Genomic DNA, 26,531 nt, shown 5'->3' on the forward strand with positions numbered 1-26,531 from the left:
TCCCCTATGTTTTGACAATTCTGAGGATGTCCAATGTCTTTAAGTCGTATTCGCCTAGCTTCTCTTCATGACAAGGTCATCAGTGCTGAACAAGCTGCACAATTCATCGAAGATGGAATGACCGTAGGTATGAGTGGTTTTACTCGTGCTGGTGAAGCTAAAGCTGTTCCACAAGCACTTGTAGAACTTGCAAAGAAAAATCCGTTAAAAATCACGTTAATTACGGGTGCCAGCTTAGGTAACGACTTAGACAAACAACTCACGGAAGCAGGTGTTTTATCTCGTCGTATGCCATTCCAAGTGGACAATACCTTACGTCGTGCCATTAACAATGGCGAAGTTATGTTTATTGACCAACATTTGTCTGAAACTGTTGAGCAAATGCGTAACCAACAGCTTAAACGTCCTGATGTTGCAGTGATTGAAGCAATTGCAATTACTGAAGATGGCGGCATTATTCCAACGACTTCTGTTGGCAACTCTGCAAGTTTTGCTATTTTTGCCGAGAAAGTAATTGTTGAAATCAACACATCTTTAAGCGAAAGCTTTGAAGGTTTGCACGACATCTACATTCCAACCTATCGTCCAACACGTACCCCAATTCCATTAACAAAAGTGGATGAGCGCATTGGTACATCAGCAATCCAAATCGATCCTGCAAAGATTGTTGGTATTGTATTTAACGATACGCATGACTCACCATCAACAGTAACTCCGCCAGATGATGAAACCCAAGGCATTGCAAACCACCTGATCGCTTTCTTTAATAAAGAAGTTGCTGAAGGTCGCTTACCGAAAAGCCTTGGCCCATTACAAGCAGGTATCGGTTCTATTGCCAATGCTGTATTGACTGGCTTAAAAGATTCTGACTTTGAAGACCTCATCATGTACTCAGAAGTATTACAAGACTGTACTTTTGAATTAATTGATGCAGGCAAAATGAAATTTGCTTCTGGTAGCTCAATTACACTTTCTGCAAAATGTGGCGAAAAAGTTTTTGGCAATATCGAAGCTTACAAAGACAAATTAGTACTTCGTCCACAAGAAATTTCTAACCACCCTGAACTGGTTCGCCGTTTAGGTATTATCGGCATTAACACTGCCCTTGAGTTTGATATTTACGGTAACGTGAACTCGACTCACGTTTGCGGTACTAAAATGATGAACGGTATTGGTGGTTCAGGTGACTTCGCTCGTAACGCTCACTTGGCGATCTTTGTGACTAAATCAATTGCTAAAGGCGGCGATATCTCTTCTATCGTGCCAATGGTGAGTCACGTTGACCACAGTGAACACGATGTTGATATTTTAGTGACAGAGCAAGGTTTAGCAGACTTACGCGGTTTAGCACCTCGTGAACGTGCTCGCGCTGTTATCGACAATTGTGTACATCCACTTTACCGTGATGCATTAAATGATTACTTTGATCGTGCATGCGCTAAAGGTGGACATACGCCTCATTTACTTCGTGAAGCATTGTCTTGGCATGCAAACTTCGAAGAAACAGGTCAAATGCTTCAAGCAGCACCAGTTGCAAAATCAGCTTAAATAACTGGTTTAATTCAAGCACTCCTACGGGGGTGCTTTTTTATTTGTTTAAATTATTCATAAAATACTGCTCAAGCCCGAATTTTTATTTTATCTTTTCAGCACATCAAAACAAAAAGTAGAAATCTATATGTTTATTATTCGTCAATTTACAAATGCGGATCTGGAAGATGTCGTTATTTTATGGGAAAGCTGCGGCCTGACTCGTCCTTGGAATAATCCTGAAACCGATATTTTCAGAAAAGTCTCACAACAAGATGATTTATTTTTGGTTGCTATTAAAGATGAGCAACTCATTGGCACGCTTATGGGCGGCTACGACGGCCATAGAGGCTGGATTAATTATTTGGCTGTTCACCCCCACCAACAACGCTTAGGAATAGCTACAGCGCTCGTTCAGCAGCTTGAAAAGCGACTGATTGCTCGGGGCTGCCCAAAACTACAATTATTGGTGCGTAAAGATAACCTAAATGTACTGAATTTTTATGAACAGCTCGGCTATGACGAAGTAGAAGCGGTATGTTTAGGAAAACGTCTAATTAACGATAGTTCACATGATTAAGCCCTTACTTGTTATAGCTTTGACATAATAAGAAAAATAATCAGAACTTGGGGATAAGTGACAGTGCTTGTGGATAAATCTCATTTTACCCACAAGTAAGAAAATGATTTGTTCAGATAAAAACAATAGGCATGAAAAAAGCCTCATACGTTATGTATGAGGCTTTTTCGAATATGGTGGCGAGACCCAGGATCGAACTGGGGACACACGGATTTTCAATCCGTTGCTCTACCTACTGAGCTATCACGCCGATGGCCTGTATTAAGCCGTATCTCAGAACAATAGTCAACTATTATCCTGAGTTTTTGATTTAAATGAGTATTTTTTATACTCAAAAAAAATCCCTGATGGGATCAGGGATTGAAAACACATATAATGGTGGCGAGACCCAGGATCGAACTGGGGACACACGGATTTTCAATCCGTTGCTCTACCTACTGAGCTATCACGCCGAAGTGGGCGTATTAAACAATGTTTATATGATCACGTCAAGCAACTTCCGTGTTTTTTGTAACAAGTGATTATTTTTAAATCACCATCACATACGAACTGGACTTTTAATGGTGTAATTTACCAATATGAGCCAAACAGCGATGAATAGCACCACAACCCGGCTCAAAAATTTTCACGCCTTTTGACTCTTCTATACGACAAGCTTCTTCAACTAAACGCTCTGCTACCCCACGACCACGGTTGGCAGGATGCACAACAATATATTCAAGAACCTTGCTTTCACCTTGTCCTGAAGACCACATTGCCCCTATAATTTTGGTGTTAAATTCGGCAGTGTATAGCGTGGTATACTGTTGTAAATCTTGTTCAAGTTGTTCAATCGCATCGTGCCCGTCACCAAACTCCGGACTTGTATCATACAGTCGCTCAAGCTGATCGCGAATCTCTGAATTATCTAGAGAACTATAAGCATGTACGGTAATAGGCATTGATTAACCCTCCTGAGCAAACTATGATGCTGTCACGAATTCGTCACAGCGAAATTATCGTTACATCCAATCATTTTTGACGTTTTTTTGAGGAACGTGTCCATGACGCAACGTATCAGTGAAGTGGTTAGAAATACCAATGAAACCAAAATTCGAGTTCGATTAAATCTCGACGGTACTGGTCAAGGCACACTAAACACTGGAGTTCCATTTTTAGACCATATGATTGATCAAATCAAGCGACATGGCTTATTTGATATCGATATTCATTGTGACGGAGACCTCGATATTGACGATCACCACACCGTAGAAGACTGTGGAATCACGCTTGGGCAAGCTTTTGCACAAGCTTTAGGCGATAAAAAAGGTTTAAAACGCTATGGTCATTTTTATGCACCATTAGACGAAGCTTTATCTCGTGTTGTTGTAGATTTATCTGGTCGTCCGGGTTTATTTATGGATATTCCATTTACCCGCGCACGTATCGGTACGTTTGATGTCGATTTATTTTCTGAGTTTTTCCAAGGTTTCGTAAACCATGCGCTTATGACCTTACACATCGATAATTTGAAAGGTAAAAATAGCCACCATCAAATTGAAAGTGTGTTCAAAGCACTAGCTCGTGCTTTACGTATGGCATGTGAAGTTGATCCACGTGCCGAAAACACGATTGCATCGACAAAAGGTAGCCTCTAATGACACGTATCGCGTTACTTGATTATGGCATGGGCAATCTACACTCAGCAGCTAAAGCACTTGAGTATGTGGGCGCCACAGTCGATGTGACCAATGATCCAAAATTAATTGCACAAGCCGACAAAATTGTTTTTCCGGGTGTTGGTGCAATGCGCGACTGTATGCAAGGTATGCGTGAAGCAGGTATTGATGAAGTCGTACGTAAAGCTGCTTTTAATAAGCCAGTTCTTGCGATTTGTGTCGGCATGCAAGCATTACTACAAAGTTCTGAAGAAAATGGCGGTGTAGACGCACTAGGTATTTTTGACGGTGTAGTAAAGCACTTCCCTCAAATGGAAGGGTTAAAAGTGCCTCATATGGGCTGGAATCAGGTTCATCAATTGGACCCAAGCCACCCAATGTGGAACAACATCGAACAAGATGCACGTTTCTACTTTGTACATAGTTATTATGTCGAGCCAAAAGATGAAAGCGTTGTGGCTGCGACCTGTGACTATGGTGTGAACTTCTGCACAGCAATTCACAAAGATAATTTATTTGCGACTCAATTCCACCCAGAGAAAAGTCATACTGCCGGTTTGCAGTTACTGAAAAACTTTGTGGAATGGAATATTTAATTTCCTTTAAAAAATAAAATAGATCAGGTCGAGATGGCCTGATCTATTTTTTTATTTATAATAACAACCAATCATTTACAGAATGATATTTTATTCAACAAAATATTGAATATTTATACTTTTAAATAAAACCAAATGATCAGGAAAACAAAATGAATTCACCTTTTGAAAATCAACCGATTCAACAAGATTCCCCCTTTAAAGCAAGTGGCCGTTTTGGACGACTCTCTTATGCGGCATGGACCCTCTTATTTTCACTCGTAATTGTGATCGCCGTTCTTATTGTCGCTTTTACTTTTGGACTAACAAATAGTGAAGATTTAAGCGGTCTTTCCACCACAGGAATGATTGTTATAGGTATTGTTTATATTGCCTGTATCTATGTTAGCTTTATATTTACTATCCGCCGTTTACATGATCGTAATAATACGGGATGGCTGTCATTACTGATGCTCATCCCTGCTGTAAACTTTATTTTTATGATTTATCTATTTGCTGCAAAAGGTACAGAAGGCACTAATGATTATGGTCCACAGCGCCCAACTCTTGGCTGGGAGCGTGTTTTAGGCTGGATTTATATTGTCCTAATTCCACTTGCTTTTGTTTTTGCTATTGTTGCCACAATCATGGCTCCAACCTATGAAGGTTATGTTGAGAAAAGCGAAAGTGTTGTCATTGGTACTCCTTCTCAGTCTCAATAATTTCTTGTAGTCCTTTATAAAGCCTAGTTCTCTAGGCTTTATTCATATATAAAGCTAATAGCTCAATTCTTTTCTACACTATAAATATGTCTGAAGCTTCCCCCCTTCTTGATAAAGCCTCTATTCAGCAGCTTCCTCCTTTCGAAAATCTTACCCACCAAAATATTGTGGTGATTGAAAATATCGAGCAATGTAAAAATATTGAAAATGAATTAAAAGCAGCCCATTTTCTAGGATTTGATTCCGAATCAAAACCCACGTTTCGAGTGGGCGAAGTCTCGACAGGCCCACATCTGATTCAGTTAGCGACTGAACAAAAAGCATATCTGTTTCATGTAAATTCATTCACTTTAAAATTTTTGCAACCCATTTTATCTAACCCCAAACAAATTAAAGTCGGTTTTGGCTTAAAAAACGATAAGCATATTTTTCATAAAAAAGGGATTGAACTAGAAGGTTGTGTCGACCTCGCAAAAGGCTTTAGCCATTTTGGTTTTAAACAGCAACTGGGAGTACAAAAAGCAGTGGCGCTGTTATTTGAGCAATATCTTGCAAAGTCGAAAAAAGTCGGAACGTCAAACTGGGCACGAAAACCGCTTACGTCACAACAAATAAGTTACGCTGCTGCCGATGCTTATGCTGCTTTATTGGTATTTCAAGCGCTCAGAAAACAAAAACTATTACCCGCTCACATTTATCAAACTATTCAAACCGCACTTCAAGCGTAAAGTTATAAAAGTCTTTTCTAAGGCTTAGCGATTGATCAATACTTTGCTAAGATGTGCAAAATTTCATAATCATGATGAAGCAAGGAGCGGAAGCATGCTAATCATTCCTGCAATTGACCTGAAAGATGGTAAATGTGTGCGTTTAAAACAAGGGCGTATGGAAGACGATACAGTTTTCTCTGACGATCCAGTTGCAACTGCCCAGCATTGGGTAAATGAAGGCGCACGTCGTTTGCATTTGGTCGATTTGAATGGCGCTTTCGCAGGCACTCCAATTCATAAACCTATTGTTGAAGCAATTGCTAAAGCTCAGCCAGAATTACCAATTCAAATTGGTGGTGGTATTCGCTCTTTAGAAACAATTGAGCACTATTTAGAAGCTGGCGTGACTTTTGTCATTATCGGCACTAAAGCAGTTCAAGAGCCTGAATTTGTAGAAGAAGCTTGTAAACGCTTTGCAGGCCACATCATTGTTGGTATTGATGCCATGAATGGTATGGTTGCAACTGATGGTTGGGCTAATGTAACTGACGTTAAAGCAACTGATTTAGCAAAACGTTTTGCTGATGCAGGCGTATCTAGCATTGTTTACACAGACATTGCTCGTGATGGCATGATGCAAGGTGTAAATGTCGAGCAAACTGTCAACTTGGCTCAATACTCAGGCTTACCAGTAATTGCTTCAGGTGGTGTAACTAACCTTGATGACGTTCGCAACTTAATAGGCCAACCGGGCATTTTAGGTGCGATTACAGGCCGTGCAATTTATGAAGGCACACTGAGCCTTCGTGAAGCTCAGCTTTTGTTAGATGAAAATCGTCTTTAATTTTTAAGATGTAAAAAAGAGCCGCTTTAGGCTCTTTTTTTATTAACTATATAATTTTATCTAAGGTAGCTAGAAGTTGTTTTCAAAGTTAGCCGAACTATGCCAGTTGTAGAGTCATAACAAATTAAGTATTTATTCTCTATAGAATTTTTAGGCACATATAGCTTTGATTCTTGATATAGAGCTATTTCTTTATTAAAACTAAAATTTTGTTTACAGCTTATTTTCTTATTCTGAATAATTTGCCAATACAAGTCATCTGGACCATAAACTATATATGAATGCTGCTGATTAATCTGATTATCCGATATTCTTAATCTTTTTCTTAAACACGGCTCATTGGAATTAAGACAGTATTTTTTCAAATGAGGAAGAAGCCAAACTTTTTTTGCTGGTGGTTGTGCAAAAAAGAACTCATCTTTTTCATTATCCACTAGCGATAGGAAATTTTTATTTTTTGCACTTATTAACCATCCTGATAAACGTTGGATCGCTTCAGGATTCAGTTTATAGAAAGAAATATAGTATTCATTAGACTTAAAACGCGAATCTTCAAACAAAATCATTTTGTATTTATATGCAATTAATTGATTACAATAATTTTGTTTTGTTATATTCCCAATAAGCTCACAATTCTGTTGCTTCACTTCATGAAAATTTTTATACACATAATATGCATCCACCACTAATCCCTTAGTTGTGATCACGACATATAAACTAAAAATAAATAATATTAATATTCTCAGCCATTTGGGCATTTATATTTCTCTTCAAATTTTTTATTAGAATCAATAAACCACATTACGCATAAATTTAAGTACCTGATTTCCACTATTGATATAGGTATAAGTCACTGAACTAGCAAAACTAAAAGATGAACCAGCAGGAATTATTTTTATGCTATGGGTAAATTGTATGGTCAACTCACCTTCTAATACATAAATAAGTTCTTGCCATCCTTCCGCATCTGCTTCGGCAATATAAGATTCCCCCACTGCCAACGACCATGTCCAAAGCTCAACTTGAGACCGAGATGGAACTGAAGCCAGTAAAGTTGCTTTGCTTTCTTCTTTGTCTCCCTGCCAAGCAAGTACATTTACTAAGGTTTGCTCTTTGAGCTCTGGTGCACTCACAATCGTTCTAAAATCTACACTTAACACTGCCGCAATTGCGTCGAGTTTAGCCAAGCTAATATTCACTTGCCCTGTTTCTAAAGCAGCGATTGTTCGTCTACTCACACCAGCCTGATCGGCTAAATCCTGTTGGCTTAAACCTCGCTCATCTCTTAATGAACGGATGTTTGTGCCGACATGCTGTAAAACGGTGCTGGACTGGGTCATAAAATAAGTAGCAAAGAAAATATGAGCAATATATTGCACAGAACATAGGAATACTGCAATATGTGCAGTATATTGCACAATTTCTCCTAATCAGATATGTCACCAATTTCTCTGAGCTCAAGCAAAGCCCCACAGCTAGCTCTTATCCTAATTACCATTATTTGGGGTGGAACATTCCTTACTGTGCAGTATGCACTGAGTTTTTCGTCACCTATGTTTTTCGTAGGCTGTCGCTTTGCGGTAGCTGCCTTAACGTTATTGGTTATTTCATTAAAAAGTATGAAAGGCATAACGTTAAAAGACTTAGGTGCAGGTAGCGCGATTGGCCTTGTAATTGCGGCAGGTTATGGAACTCAAACGATTGGTCTTCAAACCATTCCAAGTAGTGAATCGGCGTTTTTAACGTCACTTTATGTGCCACTTGTTCCTCTTTTAATGTGGCTCATCTTTAGAAAAACTCCACACATCATGACGTGGGTTGGAGCAACTCTGGCTTTTGCTGGTCTTGTTTTGTTGACAGGCAATGGTTTTAAACAGATTTCATTAAGCTTTGGGCAGCTTTTAACAGTACTGGGCGCCTTTGCGATTGCTTTAGAGATTATTTTTATTAGCTACTTTGCTGGAAAAGTAAATTTACGCCGCGTCACCATCATTCAACTCGGTGTTGCCTCTCTACTTTCTTTTGCCATTATGCCTGTGATTGGTGAACATACGATTCCAGCATTTTCATGGCCTCTTGTACTGATTGCGGTTGCATTAGGCTTAGCCAGCGCACTCATTCAATTTGTGATGAACTGGGCTCAACGTGTGGTTGACCCTTCACGTGCTGCAATTATTTATGCAGGAGAACCCGTTTGGGCGGGCATTATTGGTCGAATTGCTGGTGAGCGTTTACCAGTCATTGCTCTTTTTGGTGGTGCTTTAGTGGTATTAGGTGTTTTAGTGAGTGAGTTAAAAATTAAGTTACCGACCAAAAAAGTCAAAGGAATTCAAGAATAAAAAAGAGAGCGAAATGCTCTCTTTTTTATCAATTATTTTTTCTTCAATAATATGCAGGGTTGATAATACTCAACTGTCGGCATTGGATCATAAAATGGATGGAGCAATGCCTTCCACTCCTGATAAGCCTCAGACTTTCTAAACCCTTCGGTATGATTTTCAATCTCATCCCAAAAAATCATTAAAATATAATGATGAGGATCAGTTGCATGTCTAATCAGCTGGACAGCATTAAAGCCTTCCATTGGATAGACAATATGTTTGGCCTGCTCGAATGCCTCAAGAAACGCCTCACTTTGCCCAGCCTTTATGCTCAAATGCACATGTTCAATAATCATGGTTTATTGATACATCGGGCGGTTATCATTTAACGCAATCAAACCGCGAATTGCACGATATACAATCCAAATCCACGCAGCAGCAATTACGCCTACGCAGAATACGGTCGATGAGACTGCAACCCCTGCAAACAGATCAGGATTTTCACCAGTAAAGAACAAGAAAATAAACGGCAAAAAGGCGATAATATTCCAAGCCAGATACCACCAGAATGTTCTGATTTGCCATGTAAAGTGGCTCTCAAAAATTGAACCTTGCACATCAGAACGTTTCACGTAGTTAATAATTAGAGCAATAACCGCAAGTAAGCCACCTGTAAAAATGGCAACAATATAAAGTACATATAAAATAAGCGTTAAAGTACGATTTGAATCTTGGTCGATAGAACTATTCATTTTTATACCTCTCGAGTTTAATAAAACGATTTACTTTTATGAGCCCCGCAACACATTTAAGGGAGAAATTAGCCACAAAATCAAAAGTAAATGAAGGAATATGGTACAAAAATAAATCTTACGAAAGGGTTGTTTTTGTGTTTTATGTCTCAGTTTTTGTTGTGCCCACCATGCAGCAGGCCAGCCCCCTAAAAAGCTGACAATATGCAATGTTTGTTCAGGCACACGGCGATTACCCAATTGTGCAGCTTCTTTGTCTTGTGAATAGAGCCAATAACTCAGCACATTCATCATTAAAACAAACAACAAGGCGTAAGCTGGCAAAGTATGCATAAAGCTCATAATGCCCATTAAAACAAAATAAAATACGATCCCCATTTGCATGGCAGACCATGGTTTTGCTTGAAATGAAGATTCTGTTTTTGCTGACTTTGAAGCTTTGCGAGTTTGAGATGCTTTTAGGTAGGTCACCTGCTGGGCACGGAAGCGACCACGTTCATCAAGGATAATCAGATATTCCAGTGCACAGCCAATAATTGGCCGAGGACCGGGGCGTGCAAAATCTTTGATATGCAAAAAGACTCGCTCTTTTTCAGCATCATCTGGCTGAATAAAGCCATAACCTTTTTCGTCGAACCATTCGACTAATCGCCCCTGATCTCGCATCTTTATTCCTTATCCTTTTACATGGCTTAAACGATCTTGCATCATTGCTCGCATTTCTTGCGGATCTTTTTGCAAAATGTCGTCGCCTGTACGTCCTTCTTCTTTATTTTTTTGAGCAACTTGCAAGCGCATTGACCAGAAACGACATGCTGCCATTGCCAAGAATACATCTAAACACTCAAGTTCATCTAAAGTAAGTGCGCGAACTTTTTGATATGCCGCTAAGTAAGCTGCTACTTTGTCTGAATTTAAATGCGCCGCTGGGTATTCAGTACAGAAATCATTGATGGTAATCGCAATATCAAATAGCAATTCATCTTGATTGAGCTCGTAAAAATCTAAAATACCTTGTAATTGCTCGCCTTCAAACAACGTATTGTCTCGGAACAAATCTGAATGAATAAAACCTGTTGGTCGGTTTGAATACTGCGCTGTTTTAGTATTAAAAGCTTGATAGACCTGCTCAAGTAACGTTTGGTCACCTTGAGTCATGTTTGGTTTAAGCTGCTCTGCAACACCTGTCCAGTATTGATGATCACGTCGATATTCACGCTCAAGCGGAAAATCTTGCAAAGCAACATGCAGTTTTGCCTGTGCGTCTGCAATTGCGGCAACTTGTGCAACTGTCGTTTGCATGGGATGGTGCCCCATTAAACGTGGAGCAATTTGTGCAGGTTTTTCTGCAATAACATGAACCGCTTGTCCACTATGTTTTAAAGGCACAGCAACGGGTACATCATGAGTCCCCAATTGTTCAAGAACAGGAATCAGCTCGCCTGCCCCTTGTGCATCTAACTCTTCAAATACAGTCAATACATATTGTTTGCGGTTTACATCAACCAGAAAATAATTGGTGTTTTGAATACCTCCCTGAATTGGGTTCAGCTCCAACACCTCTAATCCATAAGGTGCAGCAAAGGCGCGAACTTCATCTAAACTCAACGGGGTATAAACCGACATGGAAAACCTGCAAAAAACATCTGTGAAGTTTGATAGAATACCTCTTCCCTCCATGAAGGTGTAGCGCCTGTGTAGGAACTTTCACCAACGGCGATTATTTTTGGAAAAAGCTATGCTTGCTAAACGTATTATTCCTTGCCTAGACGTTGATAACGGACGCGTAGTTAAAGGCGTTCAATTCCTCGATATTCGTGATGCTGGCGACCCTGTTGAAGTGGCGCGTCGCTATAACGAACAAGGTGCAGATGAAATTACCTTTTTAGATATTACCGCTACACATCATGGACGCGATACCACTTACCGTACTGTTGAACGTATGGCCGAGACTGTATTTGTGCCATTAACTGTCGGTGGTGGTGTACGTAAGGTTGAAGATATTCGTTCGTTATTAAATGCAGGTGCTGATAAGGTGAGTATTAACTCAGCAGCCGTATTTAATCCTGAATTTGTTCAAGAAGCTTCACAGCACTTTGGCGCGCAATGTATTGTGGTTGCAATTGATGCTAAAAAAACCGGCGACAACAAATGGGAAATCTTTACCCACGGTGGGCGTAAACCAACCGGTATTGATGCGATTGAATGGGCTGTAAAAATGGCTGACTTTGGTGCGGGTGAGTTACTCATTACCAGTATGGATGCCGACGGTACTAAAGCGGGTTACGATATTGCTTTAATGCGTGCCATTAATGACCGTGTTACCGTTCCAACAATTGCTTCAGGCGGTGTAGGTAACTTACAACACCTTGCAGACGGTATTTTACAAGGTGGCGCCGATGCAGTATTGGCAGCAAGTATTTTCCACTTTGGCCAATATACCATTCCAGAAGCTAAGCAATATTTAGCTGAACAAGGCATCGAAATGCGCTTGTAAGTTTATTGATATTTAAAGGGGCTATATGCCCCTTTATTTTTTTATGCAGCATCGTCTACAACATTCAGATCACCGATGAGTTTAGGGTTTTCTTTTTTCTCGACCCATTTTGCAGGAAAGATTTTTTCTACAGCTTGAGATAAAGGTTTAGCAATTACTGTCGGTAACCATATGCCCAAAGGATTTTGTTCTTTTAAATCTGCCGAAGACACCACACGTGTTCCCATCACATAATCAAACCAAGGCTTGGTCACACACCAATTGGCGTCTTGATTAGAGTTCATGTGGTGGTCGTAATGCCATGGAATTTTACGCTTTGCCCATTCAGGCTCCAGATGTGCACGGCGATGAATATAATAATAATTTCCAGCACTGTACCAAGCTGCGAGTGCCATGCCTTTTGAAAATGGGTAAAAAATAGCGCTTGAAACAGTTGCCACCACTGCTAGTGAAATTAACTCATTTTTAGTCCGCCAATTTCCAACACCTTCCACATAACAATCATCATGAAATTGCTGTTTGCGTACTTCACGATGATGTGCCCAATGTGACTCCATGCTTTTTGGCACAGGGCTATAGCGCGGTTGTCCAGCACGATGTACCCCATGCAAAATATATTTATGAGCTACCCATTCAAATGCGTTGGCAACCGCAATTCCAGCAATAAACCCTTTTAACATCGCTTTACTCCTTTTTCTTTTTATTCAGAATATAAAATTCGATATGCTATGTATTGACCAGAATTTATGGTTTCATTGACAAATCACGACAAGAAAGAGGTGGTCAGGGATGCCACAACTAAAAAATTATACGGGTTCGGTCTATGGAGGACTCGGACACCTATTAAAAGCTTACTGCGAAGCCAATCAGTTAGCAGTACCAGAGCAATTAGAACAAATTCAAAATCTGGAACGCTTTGACTATGTGATTTGGCGCGACCTATTAGAAGTGATTTATAAACTAGCCCCCAAACCGGGTTTAGGTCTAGAAATTGCCAAATATGTACAACCCAAACACTTAGGAATTATTGCCTACCTTGCACTCTCTTGCGATAACTTAGGTGAAGCTTTAATTCGCTATCATGATTTTCACCGCCTAATTTATGACGGAAGTCCGTTAGTGGTTGAGCTCTATGGGCAATATGCTTCTATTCGCTGGGAAGCTACAGAGTTGCACCCTACCCAACTTACCGATGAAATTGCCATTGCTCTGGTTATTCAATTTTTACGCCTTTTTATGTCTCACCAAGATGTGCATTTACATGAAGTGCATTTTTTAAATAACGCACCTAAAAACATCAGGGTTTATGAACAATACTTTCAATGTCCGGTCCGTTTTAGCCAGCCCCGTACCCAATTACTCATTCCAATTACTGAAATTAATAAACCACTTAGTAGTGCCGACCACACCCTACAACAATTATTGGTTCAACAAGCCCAAGCGCTTTTAGAGCAATTACCAAATTCGACACAACTTGATCAACGCTTACAGCACTCAATTTTGACTGGGCTACAAAAGGATCAATATCAAATTGAATATATTTCAGCTCAGCTAGGCCTTTCAGTCCGACAGCTTCAGCGCCACTTACAACAACAAAACACCACCTTTCAGGAACGTGTTCAGCAAGTACGGTTTATGCTCGCGACTGAATATTTAAAAGATCCGCATTTAAGCTTACAAGAGATTGCTCTTTTGCTTTGTTATTCAGAACAAAGTGCTTTTCAAAGAGCATTTAAACATTGGACCAATCAAACACCGCAACAATGGCGAGATCAATTTTTAGACAAAGAATAACCAACCAAAACTTACAAATCTTTTCTTGATTAAAACAACACTGAAAACAAAAATTTCATATAGTCACATGCTTCAAATTTATGTGACGTAATTCACATTAATTAAAATAGATTAAATAAATGAGTAATCAGAATGAATAAATATTTTGCTGAATTTCTAGGTACGTTTTGGCTAGTCTTTGGTGGTTGTGGTAGCGCAGTATTAGCCGCAGCTTTCCCTGAACTTGGTATTGGCTTTGCAGGTGTAGCCCTTGCCTTTGGTTTAACCGTACTCACAGGTGCCTATGCTCTAGGGCATATCTCAGGTGGACATTTTAATCCCGCGGTAAGTGTTGGCCTTTGGGTCGGCGGCCGCTTCGATGTTAAAGATCTCATTCCCTATATTGTTGCTCAAGTGGTTGGTGCCACTGCTGCGGCATTTGTTCTTTACATTATTGCTCAAGGTCAAGCTGGCTTTAGCGGTGTTGGTGGTTTTGCTTCAAATGGTTTCGGTGATTTATCACCAAACAAGTTTGGCTTAGGTTCTGCTTTCATTATTGAAGTGGTACTTACAGCTTTCTTCTTAATCATTATTTTAGGCGCAACTGACCGTCGAGCACCTGCTGGCTTCGCCCCTATTGCGATTGGCTTAGGCTTAACGCTTATTCACTTAATCAGTATTCCAGTCACGAACACTTCTGTGAACCCTGCACGTAGTACAGGTGTCGCGTTCTTTGCTGAAACTGCTGCTTTAAGTCAGTTGTGGTTATTCTGGGTGGCGCCGATTTTGGGTGCTGTGCTGGGTGCTATTATTTATAAGGTAGTTGCTGGGGATAAGGATTAACACGACGGAGTTCTACTTCGTAAAATCGAAAGTAATCAGCTAATTCTCATTACTTTTGTTTCGGCAAAAGTAACCAAAACCATTACCATTCACAAAACCTGTTCTCTGGGATCATGTATCTGATCCCACACAGTAACAATTCTGATCTTAAAATGGGCAGGTTGTGAATGGCTTTATCACGAATCAGATTTCACGCATCGTTCAAAATCGTAGATAACTTGGTCAGATCCAATTCCACTGATAAATCATTTATAAAAACGGATTATTAATTTCTTGTTCAGCTGGACGTTCAATTTTCTCAGGCAATTCTTCTTTTTCCAAAGCCGCAACTACATCGTTTAAAAAGCTCTGTAAAGCCTTCGCTTGTTCTAGCCCGACTTTGTCTTTAGTGATTTGCAAGTTGCCATAAATGCTGACGCAATCGACATCATTTTCTAATGTTAAATCTTCAATTGAAGAAGACTCTGTACCCTTTTCAAATGGCTTAAACATAGGTGTTATCTCGTTGTTATATCTTGACAGTGTAATACGACCAATTTAAAAAAAATCAATCAAAATTAAAAGTGCCGATAAAATTAAAAAGGCTCCCATCAGGATATTAAAATATTTCAAACGGTTGCCATGGTTAAGCACCACCGAAAATTTATCGCCACATAGCCCCCAAAAGAACAAACACGCATAGCAGGTAAAAAAATAAATAATGATAAAGATTGGCAACGACTGCGGGTTTTCAATGCTTGTAAACATGGTAATACCTGACACGCACGCTAGCCACGCCTTGGGATTGAGCCATTGTAGTAAAAAGCCATCTTTAAAATTGGGAATAATCATCTGTTCTGCTGGAGCACTTGAAATGGAAATGTTGGCAGCAGAAAGAATAATTTTTATACCGATATAACAAACAAATAGCGTTCCACAAACTGCAAGAAATTTTAATACGATCGGAAACTGAGTTAATAAGCTCTGGAGACCAAATGCCATAAAAATTAAAAGTAAGGTAAAACCAATGGTGGCGCCTGAAATATAGGGAAGCGATCTTTTTAAACCATGATTTAAACTGGTCGATAAAATTACGGTATTTACGGGACCGGGGGTAATAGACATTGCAAATGAAAATAGAAACATCGAGGCAAACATTGTTATTGTCCTTATTAAAATAAAATAAGTATACAGATCTGTATACTTATTTTATTGTATGAATTTAAGACAATGCAATAACTACTATAAAATTGCTTACTTCAATATTTGCAAGAAATAGTTCACCAAGGCTTCCACCAGTTGTTTCACAATGGCTTGGCGTGTTTCTTCATCAATGCTTGGAACTTTTGCTTCCATTGGTTCTGAGGAGCCACTTTTTTGCTTTTTAAACTGGTCTTGTAACGCTTTAATTTGATCAGCGTTTAAGTCCTGCTCACATTGGCTCTCACCATCCCAATGTAAATAGTCTAACTTCTGATTTGGCTTAACCGACGTTGCTGTTAAAGGTAGACGATAGACATTACGCTTTTGCTGCTCAGTTAACTGTGGAAACAGGTTAACGCCTAAGCGTTCTTCAAGGTAGCAAACACTCACCACTTTCACTTGTAGAGAGTTATTGTTGGGTGCGTAGTAAGCCCCAATAGCGCCAGTTTTTGGCATATATACCGCTTTATAAACTGCGGTTGGAACAATTACACCTTGCCCAATGGTTTTAAGGCGTTTACCTTCAAAAACAGGGCCGGTAACAACATATACATCTTGTTTTTGCTTGGTCGCAATAGCACGTGTGGCTTCTTCAAGTTTACGCCAGACTTCTTGGTTATTTTTAGGCGCTTGCGGCACCATATTACTTAACGAAAAGCTATCGGACTGTGAGCTCTTATTTGGCATATCGCCATTCGGTGCCATATGCCCACGGTCATAGCCTGAACCACGATAGTCGCTTAACAGTGCCCGATGCTTTTGATCAACACGAGTTTCTTCATGAAAGTTATCTTCACGCTTAATTTTGACACTCAAACGTTCTGCATTTAAATGCTCAGCCGACCATAACGGCGTTTTAGAGATGCCTGAATACAAAACGTTAAAGCCGTTAAAGCACAGCGGATAACTGTCTTTTTTTAAACTTTCTTTATTTAAAGCAGGAGGAACTTCACGATAGAACTGATTTAAACAAGTCGAGTTAGTACTTAAAGGCGAAAACCACTGTGAAATCTTTTCACTACCAAAAGCAATTGCAAAGCTTCCAGCCGCAATACAAGCAAGAATAATCTTGCCGAAATGTCCACTTATCGAAAATTGGTTTGTACCCTTACTACGTTTTTTAGTTGCCATGTTTATATCAATACCACTGTCCACCCGCAGCTTAACAATCCTGCTTTTTTAAGTATATCTCTTATCTTTCAAATGGTTAAAACATGGTCATATTTTTTGTAACTCTACTCTGCTATACGTAACAATTTGTTGGGATTCTGAGAGGCTTTGGCTATTGAATTACGTCAATTGCGTATCTTTCGTTGAAAAGCACTGATTGCTTATGACATGGTTAGCTCCACAAATTTGGATAAAAATATAAACGGAGTCCATTGAATGATCCATTCAAAGATTATTGGTATTGGCGTAATCACGGGATTGTGTAGTATGGCCGCTTTGGCTGAACCAGCAGTCCAGCCAGGAGAAACTTTAGAGAGTTTGTCTAAAGTGAAAGTTACTACAACGGTAAATGGCCAGCCTGGTTCTATTAGTGATTTAGTTAATAGCGGACAAGTACAGCAAGTTTCTGCTGCACCAACAAATGCTGCTCCTACTGGTGCTCCTATTCCGGCAGATGTTCCACCAGCTCCTCCAGCAGGCGGTGAAATGGCACCACCAGCAGCGCCAACTGATGCAATCCCTCCTGCACCAAACCAAGCGTCTCCAGCGCCACAAGATCCGAATGCTGTACCACCTGCGGCAGATCCAACTCAGTCGGCAGACCCAATGGCACATGATGGTCATATGCCAGCAGATGCACCTGTTCAAGCTCAATAATCAGAGCATAAAAAAACCAAGACATATGTCTTGGTTTTTTTATGCATCAATATTTTATATTTCGATTTGACTACCTAACTCAACCACACGGTTGGTTGGGATTTGGTAGAAGTCACTCACTGGACTGGTATTGCGCTGCATAGAGATAAACAGTTTCTCTCTCCATGGAGACATACCATCACCCACCGAATGAACAATACGGTCTCTAGAAATAAAGAAGCTAATATGCATTAAGTCATATTCAAGACCTAGCTGTTCATAGGCTTGCATGAGAGCTTTTGGTACATTCATTTCATCTTTAAAGCCGTAGAAAATCTTAATACGGAAGAAATGTTCAGCTAAGGTTTCTGTTGAAATACGCTCTTCAGGTTCAACATAAGGTACATCTTCAATCACCACAGTGACCAAGATATTGCGCTGATGAAGCACTTTGTTGTGCTTGATGTTATGCAGCATGGCATGTGGCACCACGTTTGGCGTACCCGTCATAAAGACTGCATCACCCGGAACCCAGTGCACGCTATTACCAATACTTTTCACAAACAAATCGAGTGATAACGTATCGTGTTCGAGCTTGGCAAAAGTGAGCTCACGACCACGTTTCCATGTCATTAAGATGGTCACTGCAATCGCACCAATCAATAATGGAACCCAACCACCCGACAAGATTTTAAGTGAAGTTGCGCCAACTAATACCGACTCTAAAACAAAGAATGGAATAATCAGGAGTAGCACTTTTGGCAGACTCCACTTCCAAGCCGAATAGATAAACACAGCAACCAAAATCGTATCACATAGCATCGTCAAGGTTACAGCGAGACCATAAGCACTTGCCAAGTTTGAGCTGCTTTTGAAAATCAAAATTAAGATAATAATTGCGATTAAAAGTAACCAGTTTAAGAAAGGAACATAAATCTGGCCTTCTTCAGACTCAGAGGTATGTTTAATACTTAAACGCGGTAAATAGCCCAATTGAATCGCTTGACGCGCCAGTGAAAACACCCCAGAAATTACGGCTTGAGAGGCAATTACGGTTGCCATGGTCGCCATAATAATCATTGGGTAAAGTGCCCACTCCGGCACCAATAAATAGAACGGGTTTTGAATCGCCGCTGGGTCTCTGAGCAATAATGCACCCTGTCCTGCGTAGTTTAAAACCAGACATGGCAACACCACAATGAACCATGCAAGACGAATCGGAATTGGTCCGAAATGTCCCATATCGGCATAAAGTGCTTCACCACCAGTGACTGTTAATACCACAGCACCCATCACGAAAAAGGTCATGACTGGATTGTGATAGATAAACTGAATCGCCCAATGTGGACTAAACATGCCTAAAACCACAGGTGTTTGAATGACACTGTGAAGACCTAATAATCCTAAAGATAAAAACCACACCATCGTAATCGGGCCAAAAAACTTACCGACAAAGGCCGTACCGTGTTTTTGTACCAAAAACAACGCGATGATAATAGTAATCGCAATTGGCATGATGAACGGGTCAAACACATCGGTTGCAATCGACAAGCCTTCGACTGCCGAGAGTACCGAAATGGCTGGGGTAATAATGCCATCACCAAAAAATAGCGATGCACCAATAAAACCAATGGCAATCATGTAGATTTTTTTGTTATCGGCAATTTTGGCTTTACGTAAGTTCAGTGCGAGTAAGGCCATGATTCCGCCTTCGCCATTGTTGTCTGCACGCATGACGATGGCGACATACTTAATACTGATGATCAGCATTAAGCACCAAAAAATAATAGATAAAATTCCTAATACGTTTTCAGGCTTAATTCCCAACCCATGCGCTGCATGGAAGGACTCTTTTAAGGCGTAGAGTGGACTTGTTCCAATATCTCCAAAGACCACCCCAAGAGCTGCCAAAGCCGTGGCAGGCAAGGTTGCTTTTTTGGCCGTATTTTGCATTGTGTAATTAAACCAACATGATTTTTATCGCAATCTTATCACCTCTATTATTTTTTTTCTGTAAAGCTCATCTTAAATCTTGGCAGAACTCGTTTTTTTAGTTACTATCCCACGCCTTGGTGAGGTGTCCGAGTGGCTTAAGGAGCACGCCTGGAAAGTGTGTATACGTTTGCGCGTATCGAGGGTTCGAATCCCTCTCTCACCGCCAGAATTGAAAAAAGACCTACATCGTTTTGATTTAGGTCTTTTTTATTTAGCCTAGAAAAAATCACTCTAATCAACTATAAGTAACTTCGCACCATTCAGGCTAAAAGACTGATGTGGTTCTGAATTATCCCCTACCTGATAACTCATTCCTGAAGTTAAAGTGAATGTTCGCCCATCCTTCAATCGACTTTCTAACTCACCTTCTAGGCAAAATAAGATATGTCCTTTTTCACACCAATGGTCTGCTAAATAATTAGCCGAGTACTCGACAAGTCTTACCCTTATTTTATTTCCTTCTTCACCAAAAAATTGGGTTTTCCAATAAGCTTTTCCAGTTTCACCGCTATATTCAGTGACTTCAATTTCTTCCCAATTTGTAATTTGAAATGGAAAAGGCACGATATTCATAATTTTTTCCAAAGACGTATTATTGTATTTTCAACTTATAGACAAATTTGATTTTTGCAAACAATTTAAAAATATTATTTCTTAAGGTCCACTGCCTAACTCAGTAACGAGCCAATTAGATTTAGGATCTATTTGCACAAGATTTATAAACAAAATATAGGTACCCGCGGGGTTACCAGCAATATCTGCATGTACTGTTTTTATACTTATTTGGACTGAAATAATTTTATAAAATTGTTGATAGTAATCAGGTCTATTTTTTGCTGAATCGTAACGAACTTTTAGCACTTCTAGAACTTTTGAGTCTTTATAGTACTGAGCTGTTTCAGCACTTCGAATGTTTAATTCCTCACCTGACCAAACATACTTAAAAGCTGTGGCTGAATCTCCATTAGAAAGTGAATTTAAAAAGGAAATAGCTGTTCGACTCGCTTGTTCTTTTTCAACGTTAGCCTTTTTCTCGTATGATTTAAAGGCTGCAAATAAACATAGTCCAGCAAGAAGCAGTCCGATAGTTATAAAGATTCTAGACTTTAGCATTTGGCTTCCTTTCTAATTTTTAAAATGCCATGTTAAAAATTAGTCAGATCAAAATTAAGTGATAGAAAGACCCAAATCGTTTTGATTTAGGTCTTTTTTATTTGAAATAAAATTTAGACTTCTCTAAACAACCTTAATCTAAAATGAACACTTCTAATGACTCTACATAAGGCAAAATAAGATATTCATGATTAGATAAATGCTGTTCTAATTGGGTATGAGTCTCTTGATTGAATTGATAAAAGTTGCTCAACTCATTAATCAATTGAGTTGTTTTATTTGCATCAAATTCTGGTGTTTTAATAAAGTATAATAAGCTTGCACCTAAGCCAACATAGTCTAAGCCATAGTTCTGATCTAAATGCTGAATTAAGCTAAAAGACTCAAAAGGATTCAAATCACAAGTAAAGTATCCATTGAGGCATGCTGCAAATTTTTGAGTTTCATTTTTACTGTTTACTAACTTTACTTGAATAACGTCATCTAAAATTTTTTCGGGTTCAGCATTAATCTGTAGCAGAGTCGATTGATCTTCATCACAATAACTAATTTTTTTAGGCAAGTTATTAAAGTCTATATAATTTTCTGGCTTTAATAATTGTTCAATATGATGTTGAAGTTCTAAAGGTCGAGTATTATCCCAACTTGCTTCACTGTCATCTTCAACGAGTTCTGAAGTATCGAAATAAAGCCCATCTCCCATTGAAGCATGCATGGAAGTGTATTGGCATTGTCCAATATCTTCTAAAAGTAATAATACTTTTTTAGGTAAATACTTCTGCTTAATTTCTGAATATAAGTTAACAACATCATTCCATGAGTTTATTTCACTGATTGTTGCGAAGCATATTAATTCATGAGCATCATCAGTTATAAGGGAGTTTTCTTTTTCTTTAATACTAAGAATAGTCATAAGTTTTTAAATTAAATCTATATTTAGCTGATATTTATATCATAAATAAATCGTATATTTAACTTAAAAACCCTGACCCAAATCTTTAAAAAATATTCAATATTAAAGACCCAAACCCTCACGTTTAGGCCTTTCCCATCTTTAAACTTACTCAGACAACGCTAACAACTTCTGAACATACTGAATCGCATTATTGTCTATGTCTTGGTGAGTCGGAATAACGTCGTCTTCTGAAGGGTTTGTGTCTAAACCATAAAATGCATGAAGCGGTTGATAGACTGCCCCAACATATAAAGCTGTTAGTTCAAATGGGGTAAAAATCTTCTCCAAAGAAATTTGATACTCTCCACTTTCTGAATAAACTTGTTCTTGCCCACCAGCAGATAAAGCTAGCATAAACTTTTTATTTTTGAGCTTGTCACCTTCTGAACCGTAAGCCCATCCATACGCCAAAACTTCATCTAACCATTGTTTCAAAAGCGGCGGACAGTTAAACCAATACACTGGAAATTGAAATACTAAATTTTCGTGTTCTTCTACAAGTGCTTGCTCTTTGGCAACATCAATCACCCCGTCTGGGTAGGCTTGATAAATTTGGTGAATCGTAAATTGATCGGGATGTTTTTCTAGTTCCTCAATCCATCTTTTATTTACAACAGACTGGTCTATGTGAGGATGCGTAACAATGACTAATGTCTTTTTCATTATGAAAACACTCTTATCGAAAAGTAGATAAATCGATTATAGAAGTGTGCTTTCCTAAATATAAGTACGGTAATTTGTGTTATATACTATACTAAAAGATAGTATGGATTTTAAAAATGGATGACTGCATTCCAACGTATACGCCATTAGAAGATACGGGTTTTGGCTACACCCTTTCTTTGATTAATGGCAAATATAAGATGATTATTATGTATTGGCTTTATGGAAAAACCGTCATGCGTTTTAATGAGATGCAACGCTGCATTGGCAATATTTCGTTTAGAACACTTAGCAATACACTCAAAGAATTAGAAAGAGATGGACTAATTCATCGCAAGGAATATCCTCAAATTCCGCCAAAAGTCGAATATCGTCTTTCAGAAAGAGGACAGTCTTTAATTCCTTTGTTAGATATGATGTGTGCTTGGGGCGAGCACAATAAGCCGTCTTAGTTTTATAGACTTGAAGTGATACTAAATATGAGAAATGAATTAAGAGAAATTTTTATTAAGGGATGCGACGAGAAAATTGAAAAGAAGGGAGACAATGTCGGCCTATCTTTTTATGCTTTTTTTAAAAATAAGAATGATAACCCTGAGTTACTTATGGAAGCTGCCCATTGGTGGATTATGTTGCATAAGCTAGATCACTTTGAGAAGGCAGTTAAGATTAAACAGTTGGTTTTGAGTGAGCAGTAGAAATTAGGATATTAGCATTCGAAAAGAGAGCCTAGCTATTCCATAAACAATTACATTTAAGTATTTTATAGATAATTTTTATAAAATTATGAATTCAGCTCTTAAGTTGATACTTAATAAAATAATATAAAGGGAAAAAAAATGAATGATATAGAAATACAGCATCTAATTGTTATGGAAAAGATATATGCTGGAGGTACGCTAAAATGGAAAACCCAAAAGAAATCAAAGCGCTGTGATTGTGTTTTACATGCAAATGAAATAGGGGATGGTTATTTCATTTTATATGCTCGCCAGAATGAAATTGATCCAGACAACTTTTCATGTGGCCTTAAATTAGTTCGTTCGGGAAAAGATGATTTAACTCTTTTAAGATATAATGGTTCAGCTCATCAACATACGAATGTTCTTGAAAGAGAACTTATAGATTATGAATGTCACATCCATATAGCGACTGAGCGATATGCAAATTCGGGTTACAAAATTGATCATTATGCAACCCGAAGTAATGAGTATAGTGATCTTAGTAGCGCTATTAAATGCTTGATTGATAAATCTAATATTCACCAATTAACTTTAAGTGATTTTATAACACAGGAGGGTTTTAGTTTTGATTAACAATGAAAAACTTAAAGACCTACTGTGCTCTTCTTTTTGCCATTCAGTTCGACTGAAAGAAACAAAAGCAGGAACTATTGTATCTCTACCTATGAAAGATAGAGATGGCGATGGTTTTTCAATTTATATAAAAGATATACCAGCAGGTTTCCGTTTATCTGATGGAGCTAGCACTCTTATGCGCTTAAGTTATGAACATGACATCGATTCTATGCTTAAGGGAAATCGTGGGAGATTATTTGATTTAATTCTTTCTGAAGCTGGTCTAGAAGAAGATGATGGTGAACTATATAAAGAAGTAAGTGCTGATAATCTTGTTTATGAATTATTTGATTTTACAAAAGGATTATCACGTCTGAGTGATTTAGGGCTGTGGACTCAACATAGAACAGCTTCGACATTCTATGAAGACCTAAAAGCTGCAATTTATAGCTCTGTACCACAAGGAATAAGTATATATGAGGATTATGTAGTTCCTAATATTCCTCAAGGTGAAAACTATCCTGTAGATTTTTACATAGAAGCTTCTAAACCTTTATATATTATGGGGGCCGGAAACCCAAGCCAGCTAAAACTTGCTACTATTGTGCTTCAACACTTAACAATTCATACAGATAATTTCGATTCAATGGTCGTTCTATCTGAAAGAAAAGGCATGCCCGAAAAAGATATAGACAGATTGATGAGTGCAGCAAATGATATTGTTCCATCAATTGAAGATATAGCTACAATTAAGAAAAAAATTCTTCACAGAATAGCTTAAAATAAACACTTACTCTTAAATTAGAAAAATTATTTATTATTATTTTTAATTTGCTTATATATTTAAAATATATTTTATATTAAATATATAGTATAAAAACAAACCTCCAAATAAAAACCATAAAACACTTTAGCCTTATAAGATGCACAAGTAATTTATTAGGACAATTAATATGATTTCTTGAAAAAATAAAATAGAAACAACTAAAATTATCTATGTTTCTCTAAAATTAATATAATTAAAATAGAGTTAATTAAACGAAGATATAGCTTAAATAATTTAATTACAAAATAAATATTAAATAAGAGTCCAATATTAAATTAAACTCTTATACCCTTTAAATTAAGAAATTAAACTATTAGATTGTGATTCTAAATCTAATACAATCCAGTGTGTAGCAACTGCAACTAGGTAAGTAGTAAATCCTACAATTCCAAAAAACAAAGCATCTTGGATATGATTAAAACCTAAATTTACCAGAAATAAAGCTAGGCAAAACCCAACCATAGAATTCAATGAAATAACTATTTTCTTTGATAAATAAGAACACAAATTAATTAAAATTAAATTTAATTTAAATTCAAATATAACACTTACAAGCAATATGGTTAATGGAATAAAAGATAAAAGTTCAAAGGGTGTTATATTAACAAGAAAATTAAATACAACCTCAATAACCTTAATATATCCTGTTGGCAAAGCAATAGACAATGCAATACCCGTTATTACAGCAATAATTAATATCCAACGTTGTTCTTTAGATTTTAAAATTTCTGAAATTTTTCTCAAGCTTATGTTCTCTAAAAAATAGATAAAACAATTTTTACACAAGCTTAAAATAAAATACAAGTATTAATTATCAATTTTCAAGCTTGTTAAAAGACTTCAAAAAAGCCCAACTCCCGTCGGGCCTTCCCCCATCAAACCCGACTTATAAAATAGTCGAGTAATACATCCCTTTCATCGGTGTTATTGGTACCCAAAAGCTGAACCATCGCGCCATCAATCACAAACAAAAACATGTGTGCATCTGCAACTGTAACAGTCGCTTTTACAGTTAAAAGGAATTTATGAATTTCTTTAATGAACCAGTTTCGGTAGTCAATGACGAGTTTATATGCTGCTGGATAGATCTTTTCAATTTCAAAAATCGCTTTAAATGGCAACCGATAAAAGCCATCTAAATTTGCATGTAAGAGGTAAATTTTCTTGAGTTTATCGAATGCCATGAGTTCTCGGTACGAATGAATAATTGAAAACACCTCATGTTTTAATGCATCTATTTGAAAAGTTAAGCTCATCTGAATGAGCCTTTCTTTTGAGTGAAAGTAGTTATAAAAAGTGGCTTTAGGGATTTTAGCTTCCTCAATAATTCGATCGATCCCGATGTAAAACCCATTTTGATTAAATAAATCTTTTGCTGCGTGGAGCACGCTTAATGCTCTAAATGAAGCTTCTAAATTTGGCATTTTTATACCGTTTAAAATAATTTTTTGTTGTATGTAAAAGAGATAAAAATGCCGTCGCTCCTAAATTGAGCGCTAAAAACAGGCATGCGAAAACGACACAAAAATGGTGTGTTCGCCTATCTCGGGTTTTATTGTTGCTATGATTTTTTAGTCGTAATGACCTATGGCTTAAAACCTAGAGTCGGTTAAACCGTTTTAAAGACCAGTGCGATATAGACGTAAAGATTTTGGCAAAGGTTGCCAATGGGAGAGATGAAATAGTACGCATAGCGAACTCCTGTATGTATTAGAAGCTCTACCACAATTACTGCTAAATAATGGTGGCAGGACGAAAAGGGGTTAGCAGACTGGACATACAGAACCAGCACACCCGAGGGTGTCCCCCTTCCGCCCTACCGCAACGTGAGGGGGACGGTGGTTTCACACACAGATCTCCCCCTCAGAAGGAGCAAATCTGATGTGCT

Annotated in this window: 34 protein-coding genes and 3 tRNA genes; 17 read left to right on the forward strand and 20 right to left on the reverse strand. The window is 38.2% G+C overall.

Going from position 1 to position 26,531, the window contains the following annotated elements; genetic code table 11:
* The first annotated feature begins 33 nt into the window (after positions 1-33).
* Together F936_RS01090 and F936_RS01095 are read left to right on the forward strand one after the other, a co-directional pair.
* On the forward strand, positions 34-1,548 hold the full coding sequence (locus tag F936_RS01090) for an acetyl-CoA hydrolase/transferase family protein (protein ID WP_005044101.1): 1,515 nt from the start codon (positions 34-36) through the stop codon (positions 1,546-1,548).
* Positions 1,549-1,678: 130 nt separating this feature from the next.
* Complete coding sequence (locus F936_RS01095; protein ID WP_004789884.1) at positions 1,679-2,110, forward strand: GNAT family acetyltransferase; 432 nt, start codon at positions 1,679-1,681, stop codon at positions 2,108-2,110.
* 174 nt (positions 2,111-2,284) lie between these two features.
* Here F936_RS01095 and F936_RS01100 read toward each other — a convergent pair.
* From F936_RS01100 to F936_RS01110, 3 genes are all read right to left on the reverse strand, one after another.
* A tRNA-Phe gene (locus F936_RS01100) sits at positions 2,285-2,360 on the reverse strand.
* A gap of 126 nt (positions 2,361-2,486) precedes the next feature.
* Positions 2,487-2,562: transfer RNA gene (locus F936_RS01105), tRNA-Phe, on the reverse strand.
* A 105-nt stretch (positions 2,563-2,667) separates the two neighbouring features.
* Positions 2,668-3,051: a GNAT family N-acetyltransferase gene (locus F936_RS01110; protein ID WP_003653877.1), complete on the reverse strand. Its 384-nt coding sequence runs from the start codon at positions 3,049-3,051 to the stop codon at positions 2,668-2,670.
* 102 nt (positions 3,052-3,153) lie between these two features.
* Here F936_RS01110 and hisB point away from each other — a divergent pair, with 102 nt between their 5' ends.
* The 5 genes from hisB (at position 3,154) to hisA (ending at position 6,619) form a co-directional block, all read left to right on the forward strand.
* Positions 3,154-3,747, forward strand: coding sequence for an imidazoleglycerol-phosphate dehydratase HisB (gene hisB, locus F936_RS01115; protein WP_004639787.1), 594 nt, complete (start codon positions 3,154-3,156; stop codon positions 3,745-3,747).
* Entirely contained in the window at positions 3,747-4,364 is a 618-nt protein-coding gene (gene hisH / locus F936_RS01120; protein ID WP_003653881.1) for an imidazole glycerol phosphate synthase subunit HisH, read from the forward strand. Before hisB ends, hisH begins: the two co-directional genes overlap by 1 nt.
* A 152-nt stretch (positions 4,365-4,516) precedes the next feature.
* The gene (locus tag F936_RS01125; protein ID WP_003653883.1) at positions 4,517-5,065 is read left to right on the forward strand and encodes a DUF805 domain-containing protein; all 549 of its coding nucleotides are present in this window, start codon (positions 4,517-4,519) and stop codon (positions 5,063-5,065) included.
* Positions 5,066-5,151: 86 nt separating this feature from the next.
* Positions 5,152-5,793, forward strand: a complete 642-nt coding sequence (locus F936_RS01130) for a 3'-5' exonuclease (protein ID WP_005044105.1) — start codon at positions 5,152-5,154, stop codon at positions 5,791-5,793.
* Positions 5,794-5,887: 94 nt separating this feature from the next.
* Positions 5,888-6,619 carry a 1-(5-phosphoribosyl)-5-[(5-phosphoribosylamino)methylideneamino]imidazole-4-carboxamide isomerase gene (hisA, locus tag F936_RS01135; RefSeq protein ID WP_004639792.1) on the forward strand — a complete coding sequence of 244 codons (732 nt, stop codon included), beginning with the start codon at positions 5,888-5,890 and terminating at the stop codon, positions 6,617-6,619.
* A gap of 56 nt (positions 6,620-6,675) precedes the next feature.
* Here hisA and F936_RS01140 read toward each other — a convergent pair whose 3' ends face one another.
* Together F936_RS01140 and F936_RS01145 are read right to left on the reverse strand one after the other, a co-directional pair.
* Positions 6,676-7,377, reverse strand: coding sequence for a hypothetical protein (locus F936_RS01140; protein ID WP_005044107.1), 702 nt, complete (start codon positions 7,375-7,377; stop codon positions 6,676-6,678).
* A 30-nt stretch (positions 7,378-7,407) separates the two neighbouring features.
* On the reverse strand, positions 7,408-7,959 hold the full coding sequence (locus F936_RS01145) for an XRE family transcriptional regulator (RefSeq protein WP_026055548.1): 552 nt from the start codon (positions 7,957-7,959) through the stop codon (positions 7,408-7,410).
* Between the two features lie 96 nt (positions 7,960-8,055).
* Between F936_RS01145 and F936_RS01150 the strand changes: the two genes are divergently transcribed.
* Positions 8,056-8,958, forward strand: coding sequence for a DMT family transporter (locus F936_RS01150; RefSeq protein ID WP_005044112.1), 903 nt, complete (start codon positions 8,056-8,058; stop codon positions 8,956-8,958).
* Between the two features lie 32 nt (positions 8,959-8,990).
* Here F936_RS01150 and F936_RS01155 read toward each other — a convergent pair whose 3' ends face one another.
* The 4 genes from F936_RS01155 to F936_RS01170 are packed head-to-tail and all read right to left on the reverse strand — an operon-like array spanning position 8,991 to position 11,318.
* Positions 8,991-9,296 carry an antibiotic biosynthesis monooxygenase family protein gene (locus F936_RS01155; protein ID WP_005038198.1) on the reverse strand — a complete coding sequence of 102 codons (306 nt, stop codon included), beginning with the start codon at positions 9,294-9,296 and terminating at the stop codon, positions 8,991-8,993.
* 3 nt (positions 9,297-9,299) lie between these two features.
* The gene (locus F936_RS01160) at positions 9,300-9,692 is read right to left on the reverse strand and encodes a DUF4870 family protein (RefSeq protein ID WP_005038196.1); all 393 of its coding nucleotides are present in this window, start codon (positions 9,690-9,692) and stop codon (positions 9,300-9,302) included.
* A gap of 36 nt (positions 9,693-9,728) precedes the next feature.
* A complete protein-coding gene (locus F936_RS01165; RefSeq protein WP_005044114.1) occupies positions 9,729-10,358 on the reverse strand; it encodes a DUF1294 domain-containing protein in 630 nt (209 codons plus the stop codon).
* Between the two features lie 9 nt (positions 10,359-10,367).
* Positions 10,368-11,318: a homoserine kinase gene (locus F936_RS01170; RefSeq protein WP_005044116.1), complete on the reverse strand. Its 951-nt coding sequence runs from the start codon at positions 11,316-11,318 to the stop codon at positions 10,368-10,370.
* A 112-nt stretch (positions 11,319-11,430) separates the two neighbouring features.
* On the opposite strand from F936_RS01170, the gene hisF reads away from it, so the two are divergent.
* The gene (gene hisF, locus F936_RS01175) at positions 11,431-12,189 is read left to right on the forward strand and encodes an imidazole glycerol phosphate synthase subunit HisF (RefSeq protein WP_005038191.1); all 759 of its coding nucleotides are present in this window, start codon (positions 11,431-11,433) and stop codon (positions 12,187-12,189) included.
* Between the two features lie 41 nt (positions 12,190-12,230).
* Here the strand turns inward: hisF and F936_RS01180 are convergent, their stop codons facing one another.
* Positions 12,231-12,869, reverse strand: coding sequence for a hypothetical protein (locus tag F936_RS01180; RefSeq protein WP_005044119.1), 639 nt, complete (start codon positions 12,867-12,869; stop codon positions 12,231-12,233).
* A 109-nt stretch (positions 12,870-12,978) separates the two neighbouring features.
* Between F936_RS01180 and F936_RS01185 the strand changes: the two genes are divergently transcribed.
* Positions 12,979-13,983, forward strand: a complete 1,005-nt coding sequence (locus F936_RS01185) for an AraC family transcriptional regulator (RefSeq protein WP_005044123.1) — start codon at positions 12,979-12,981, stop codon at positions 13,981-13,983.
* Between the two features lie 132 nt (positions 13,984-14,115).
* Positions 14,116-14,805, forward strand: a complete 690-nt coding sequence (gene aqpZ, locus F936_RS01190; protein ID WP_004639814.1) for an aquaporin Z — start codon at positions 14,116-14,118, stop codon at positions 14,803-14,805.
* A gap of 249 nt (positions 14,806-15,054) precedes the next feature.
* Here the strand turns inward: aqpZ and F936_RS01195 are convergent, their stop codons facing one another.
* The 3 genes from F936_RS01195 to F936_RS01205 all read right to left on the reverse strand — a co-directional run bounded on the left by F936_RS01195 (position 15,055) and on the right by F936_RS01205 (position 17,118).
* Positions 15,055-15,297, reverse strand: a complete 243-nt coding sequence (locus F936_RS01195; RefSeq protein WP_000476055.1) for a hypothetical protein — start codon at positions 15,295-15,297, stop codon at positions 15,055-15,057.
* A 45-nt stretch (positions 15,298-15,342) separates the two neighbouring features.
* Complete coding sequence (locus F936_RS01200) at positions 15,343-15,942, reverse strand: LysE family translocator (RefSeq protein ID WP_005044127.1); 600 nt, start codon at positions 15,940-15,942, stop codon at positions 15,343-15,345.
* A 96-nt stretch (positions 15,943-16,038) separates the two neighbouring features.
* A complete protein-coding gene (locus tag F936_RS01205) occupies positions 16,039-17,118 on the reverse strand; it encodes a DNA/RNA non-specific endonuclease (protein WP_003653916.1) in 1,080 nt (359 codons plus the stop codon).
* Positions 17,119-17,373: 255 nt separating this feature from the next.
* Here F936_RS01205 and F936_RS01210 point away from each other — a divergent pair, with 255 nt between their 5' ends.
* Positions 17,374-17,814: a hypothetical protein gene (locus F936_RS01210; protein ID WP_005044131.1), complete on the forward strand. Its 441-nt coding sequence runs from the start codon at positions 17,374-17,376 to the stop codon at positions 17,812-17,814.
* Between the two features lie 54 nt (positions 17,815-17,868).
* Here the strand turns inward: F936_RS01210 and F936_RS01215 are convergent, their stop codons facing one another.
* Positions 17,869-19,746: a potassium transporter Kup gene (locus F936_RS01215; protein WP_003653920.1), complete on the reverse strand. Its 1,878-nt coding sequence runs from the start codon at positions 19,744-19,746 to the stop codon at positions 17,869-17,871.
* Between the two features lie 118 nt (positions 19,747-19,864).
* On the opposite strand from F936_RS01215, the gene F936_RS01220 reads away from it, so the two are divergent.
* Positions 19,865-19,954, forward strand: a tRNA-Ser gene (locus F936_RS01220).
* Positions 19,955-20,019: 65 nt separating this feature from the next.
* On the opposite strand, the gene F936_RS01225 is transcribed toward F936_RS01220, so the two are convergent.
* The 4 genes from F936_RS01225 to F936_RS01240 all read right to left on the reverse strand — a co-directional run bounded on the left by F936_RS01225 (position 20,020) and on the right by F936_RS01240 (position 22,519).
* A complete protein-coding gene (locus F936_RS01225; RefSeq protein ID WP_005044133.1) occupies positions 20,020-20,361 on the reverse strand; it encodes a DHCW motif cupin fold protein in 342 nt (113 codons plus the stop codon).
* Positions 20,362-20,442: 81 nt separating this feature from the next.
* Positions 20,443-20,901, reverse strand: coding sequence for a hypothetical protein (locus F936_RS01230; RefSeq protein WP_005044135.1), 459 nt, complete (start codon positions 20,899-20,901; stop codon positions 20,443-20,445).
* Positions 20,902-21,034: 133 nt separating this feature from the next.
* The gene (locus F936_RS01235; protein ID WP_005044138.1) at positions 21,035-21,814 is read right to left on the reverse strand and encodes a hypothetical protein; all 780 of its coding nucleotides are present in this window, start codon (positions 21,812-21,814) and stop codon (positions 21,035-21,037) included.
* A 147-nt stretch (positions 21,815-21,961) separates the two neighbouring features.
* A complete protein-coding gene (locus F936_RS01240; protein WP_005044140.1) occupies positions 21,962-22,519 on the reverse strand; it encodes an NAD(P)H-dependent oxidoreductase in 558 nt (185 codons plus the stop codon).
* 116 nt (positions 22,520-22,635) lie between these two features.
* Between F936_RS01240 and F936_RS01245 the strand changes: the two genes are divergently transcribed.
* The 4 genes from F936_RS01245 (at position 22,636) to F936_RS01260 (ending at position 24,598) form a co-directional block, all read left to right on the forward strand.
* On the forward strand, positions 22,636-22,971 hold the full coding sequence (locus F936_RS01245) for a winged helix-turn-helix transcriptional regulator (RefSeq protein WP_005044142.1): 336 nt from the start codon (positions 22,636-22,638) through the stop codon (positions 22,969-22,971).
* A gap of 27 nt (positions 22,972-22,998) precedes the next feature.
* A complete protein-coding gene (locus tag F936_RS01250) occupies positions 22,999-23,217 on the forward strand; it encodes a DUF6500 family protein (RefSeq protein ID WP_005044144.1) in 219 nt (72 codons plus the stop codon).
* A gap of 141 nt (positions 23,218-23,358) precedes the next feature.
* Positions 23,359-23,835, forward strand: coding sequence for a DUF6978 family protein (locus F936_RS01255; RefSeq protein WP_005044146.1), 477 nt, complete (start codon positions 23,359-23,361; stop codon positions 23,833-23,835).
* The gene (locus F936_RS01260) at positions 23,828-24,598 is read left to right on the forward strand and encodes a DUF1828 domain-containing protein (RefSeq protein WP_005044147.1); all 771 of its coding nucleotides are present in this window, start codon (positions 23,828-23,830) and stop codon (positions 24,596-24,598) included. The genes F936_RS01255 and F936_RS01260 overlap by 8 nt, the downstream gene beginning before the upstream one ends.
* Before the next feature lie 342 nt (positions 24,599-24,940).
* Here the strand turns inward: F936_RS01260 and F936_RS01265 are convergent, their stop codons facing one another.
* Positions 24,941-25,387 (reverse strand): hypothetical protein, encoded by a 447-nt coding sequence (locus F936_RS01265; RefSeq protein WP_005044150.1) that lies wholly within the window; start codon positions 25,385-25,387, stop codon positions 24,941-24,943.
* A 131-nt stretch (positions 25,388-25,518) separates the two neighbouring features.
* The gene (locus F936_RS01270; RefSeq protein ID WP_005044152.1) at positions 25,519-26,067 is read right to left on the reverse strand and encodes a TetR/AcrR family transcriptional regulator; all 549 of its coding nucleotides are present in this window, start codon (positions 26,065-26,067) and stop codon (positions 25,519-25,521) included.
* Positions 26,068-26,531 lie beyond the last annotated feature (464 nt).

It is taken from the genome of Acinetobacter calcoaceticus DSM 30006 = CIP 81.8, from assembly GCF_000368965.1.
Classification (GTDB): domain Bacteria; phylum Pseudomonadota; class Gammaproteobacteria; order Pseudomonadales; family Moraxellaceae; genus Acinetobacter; species Acinetobacter calcoaceticus.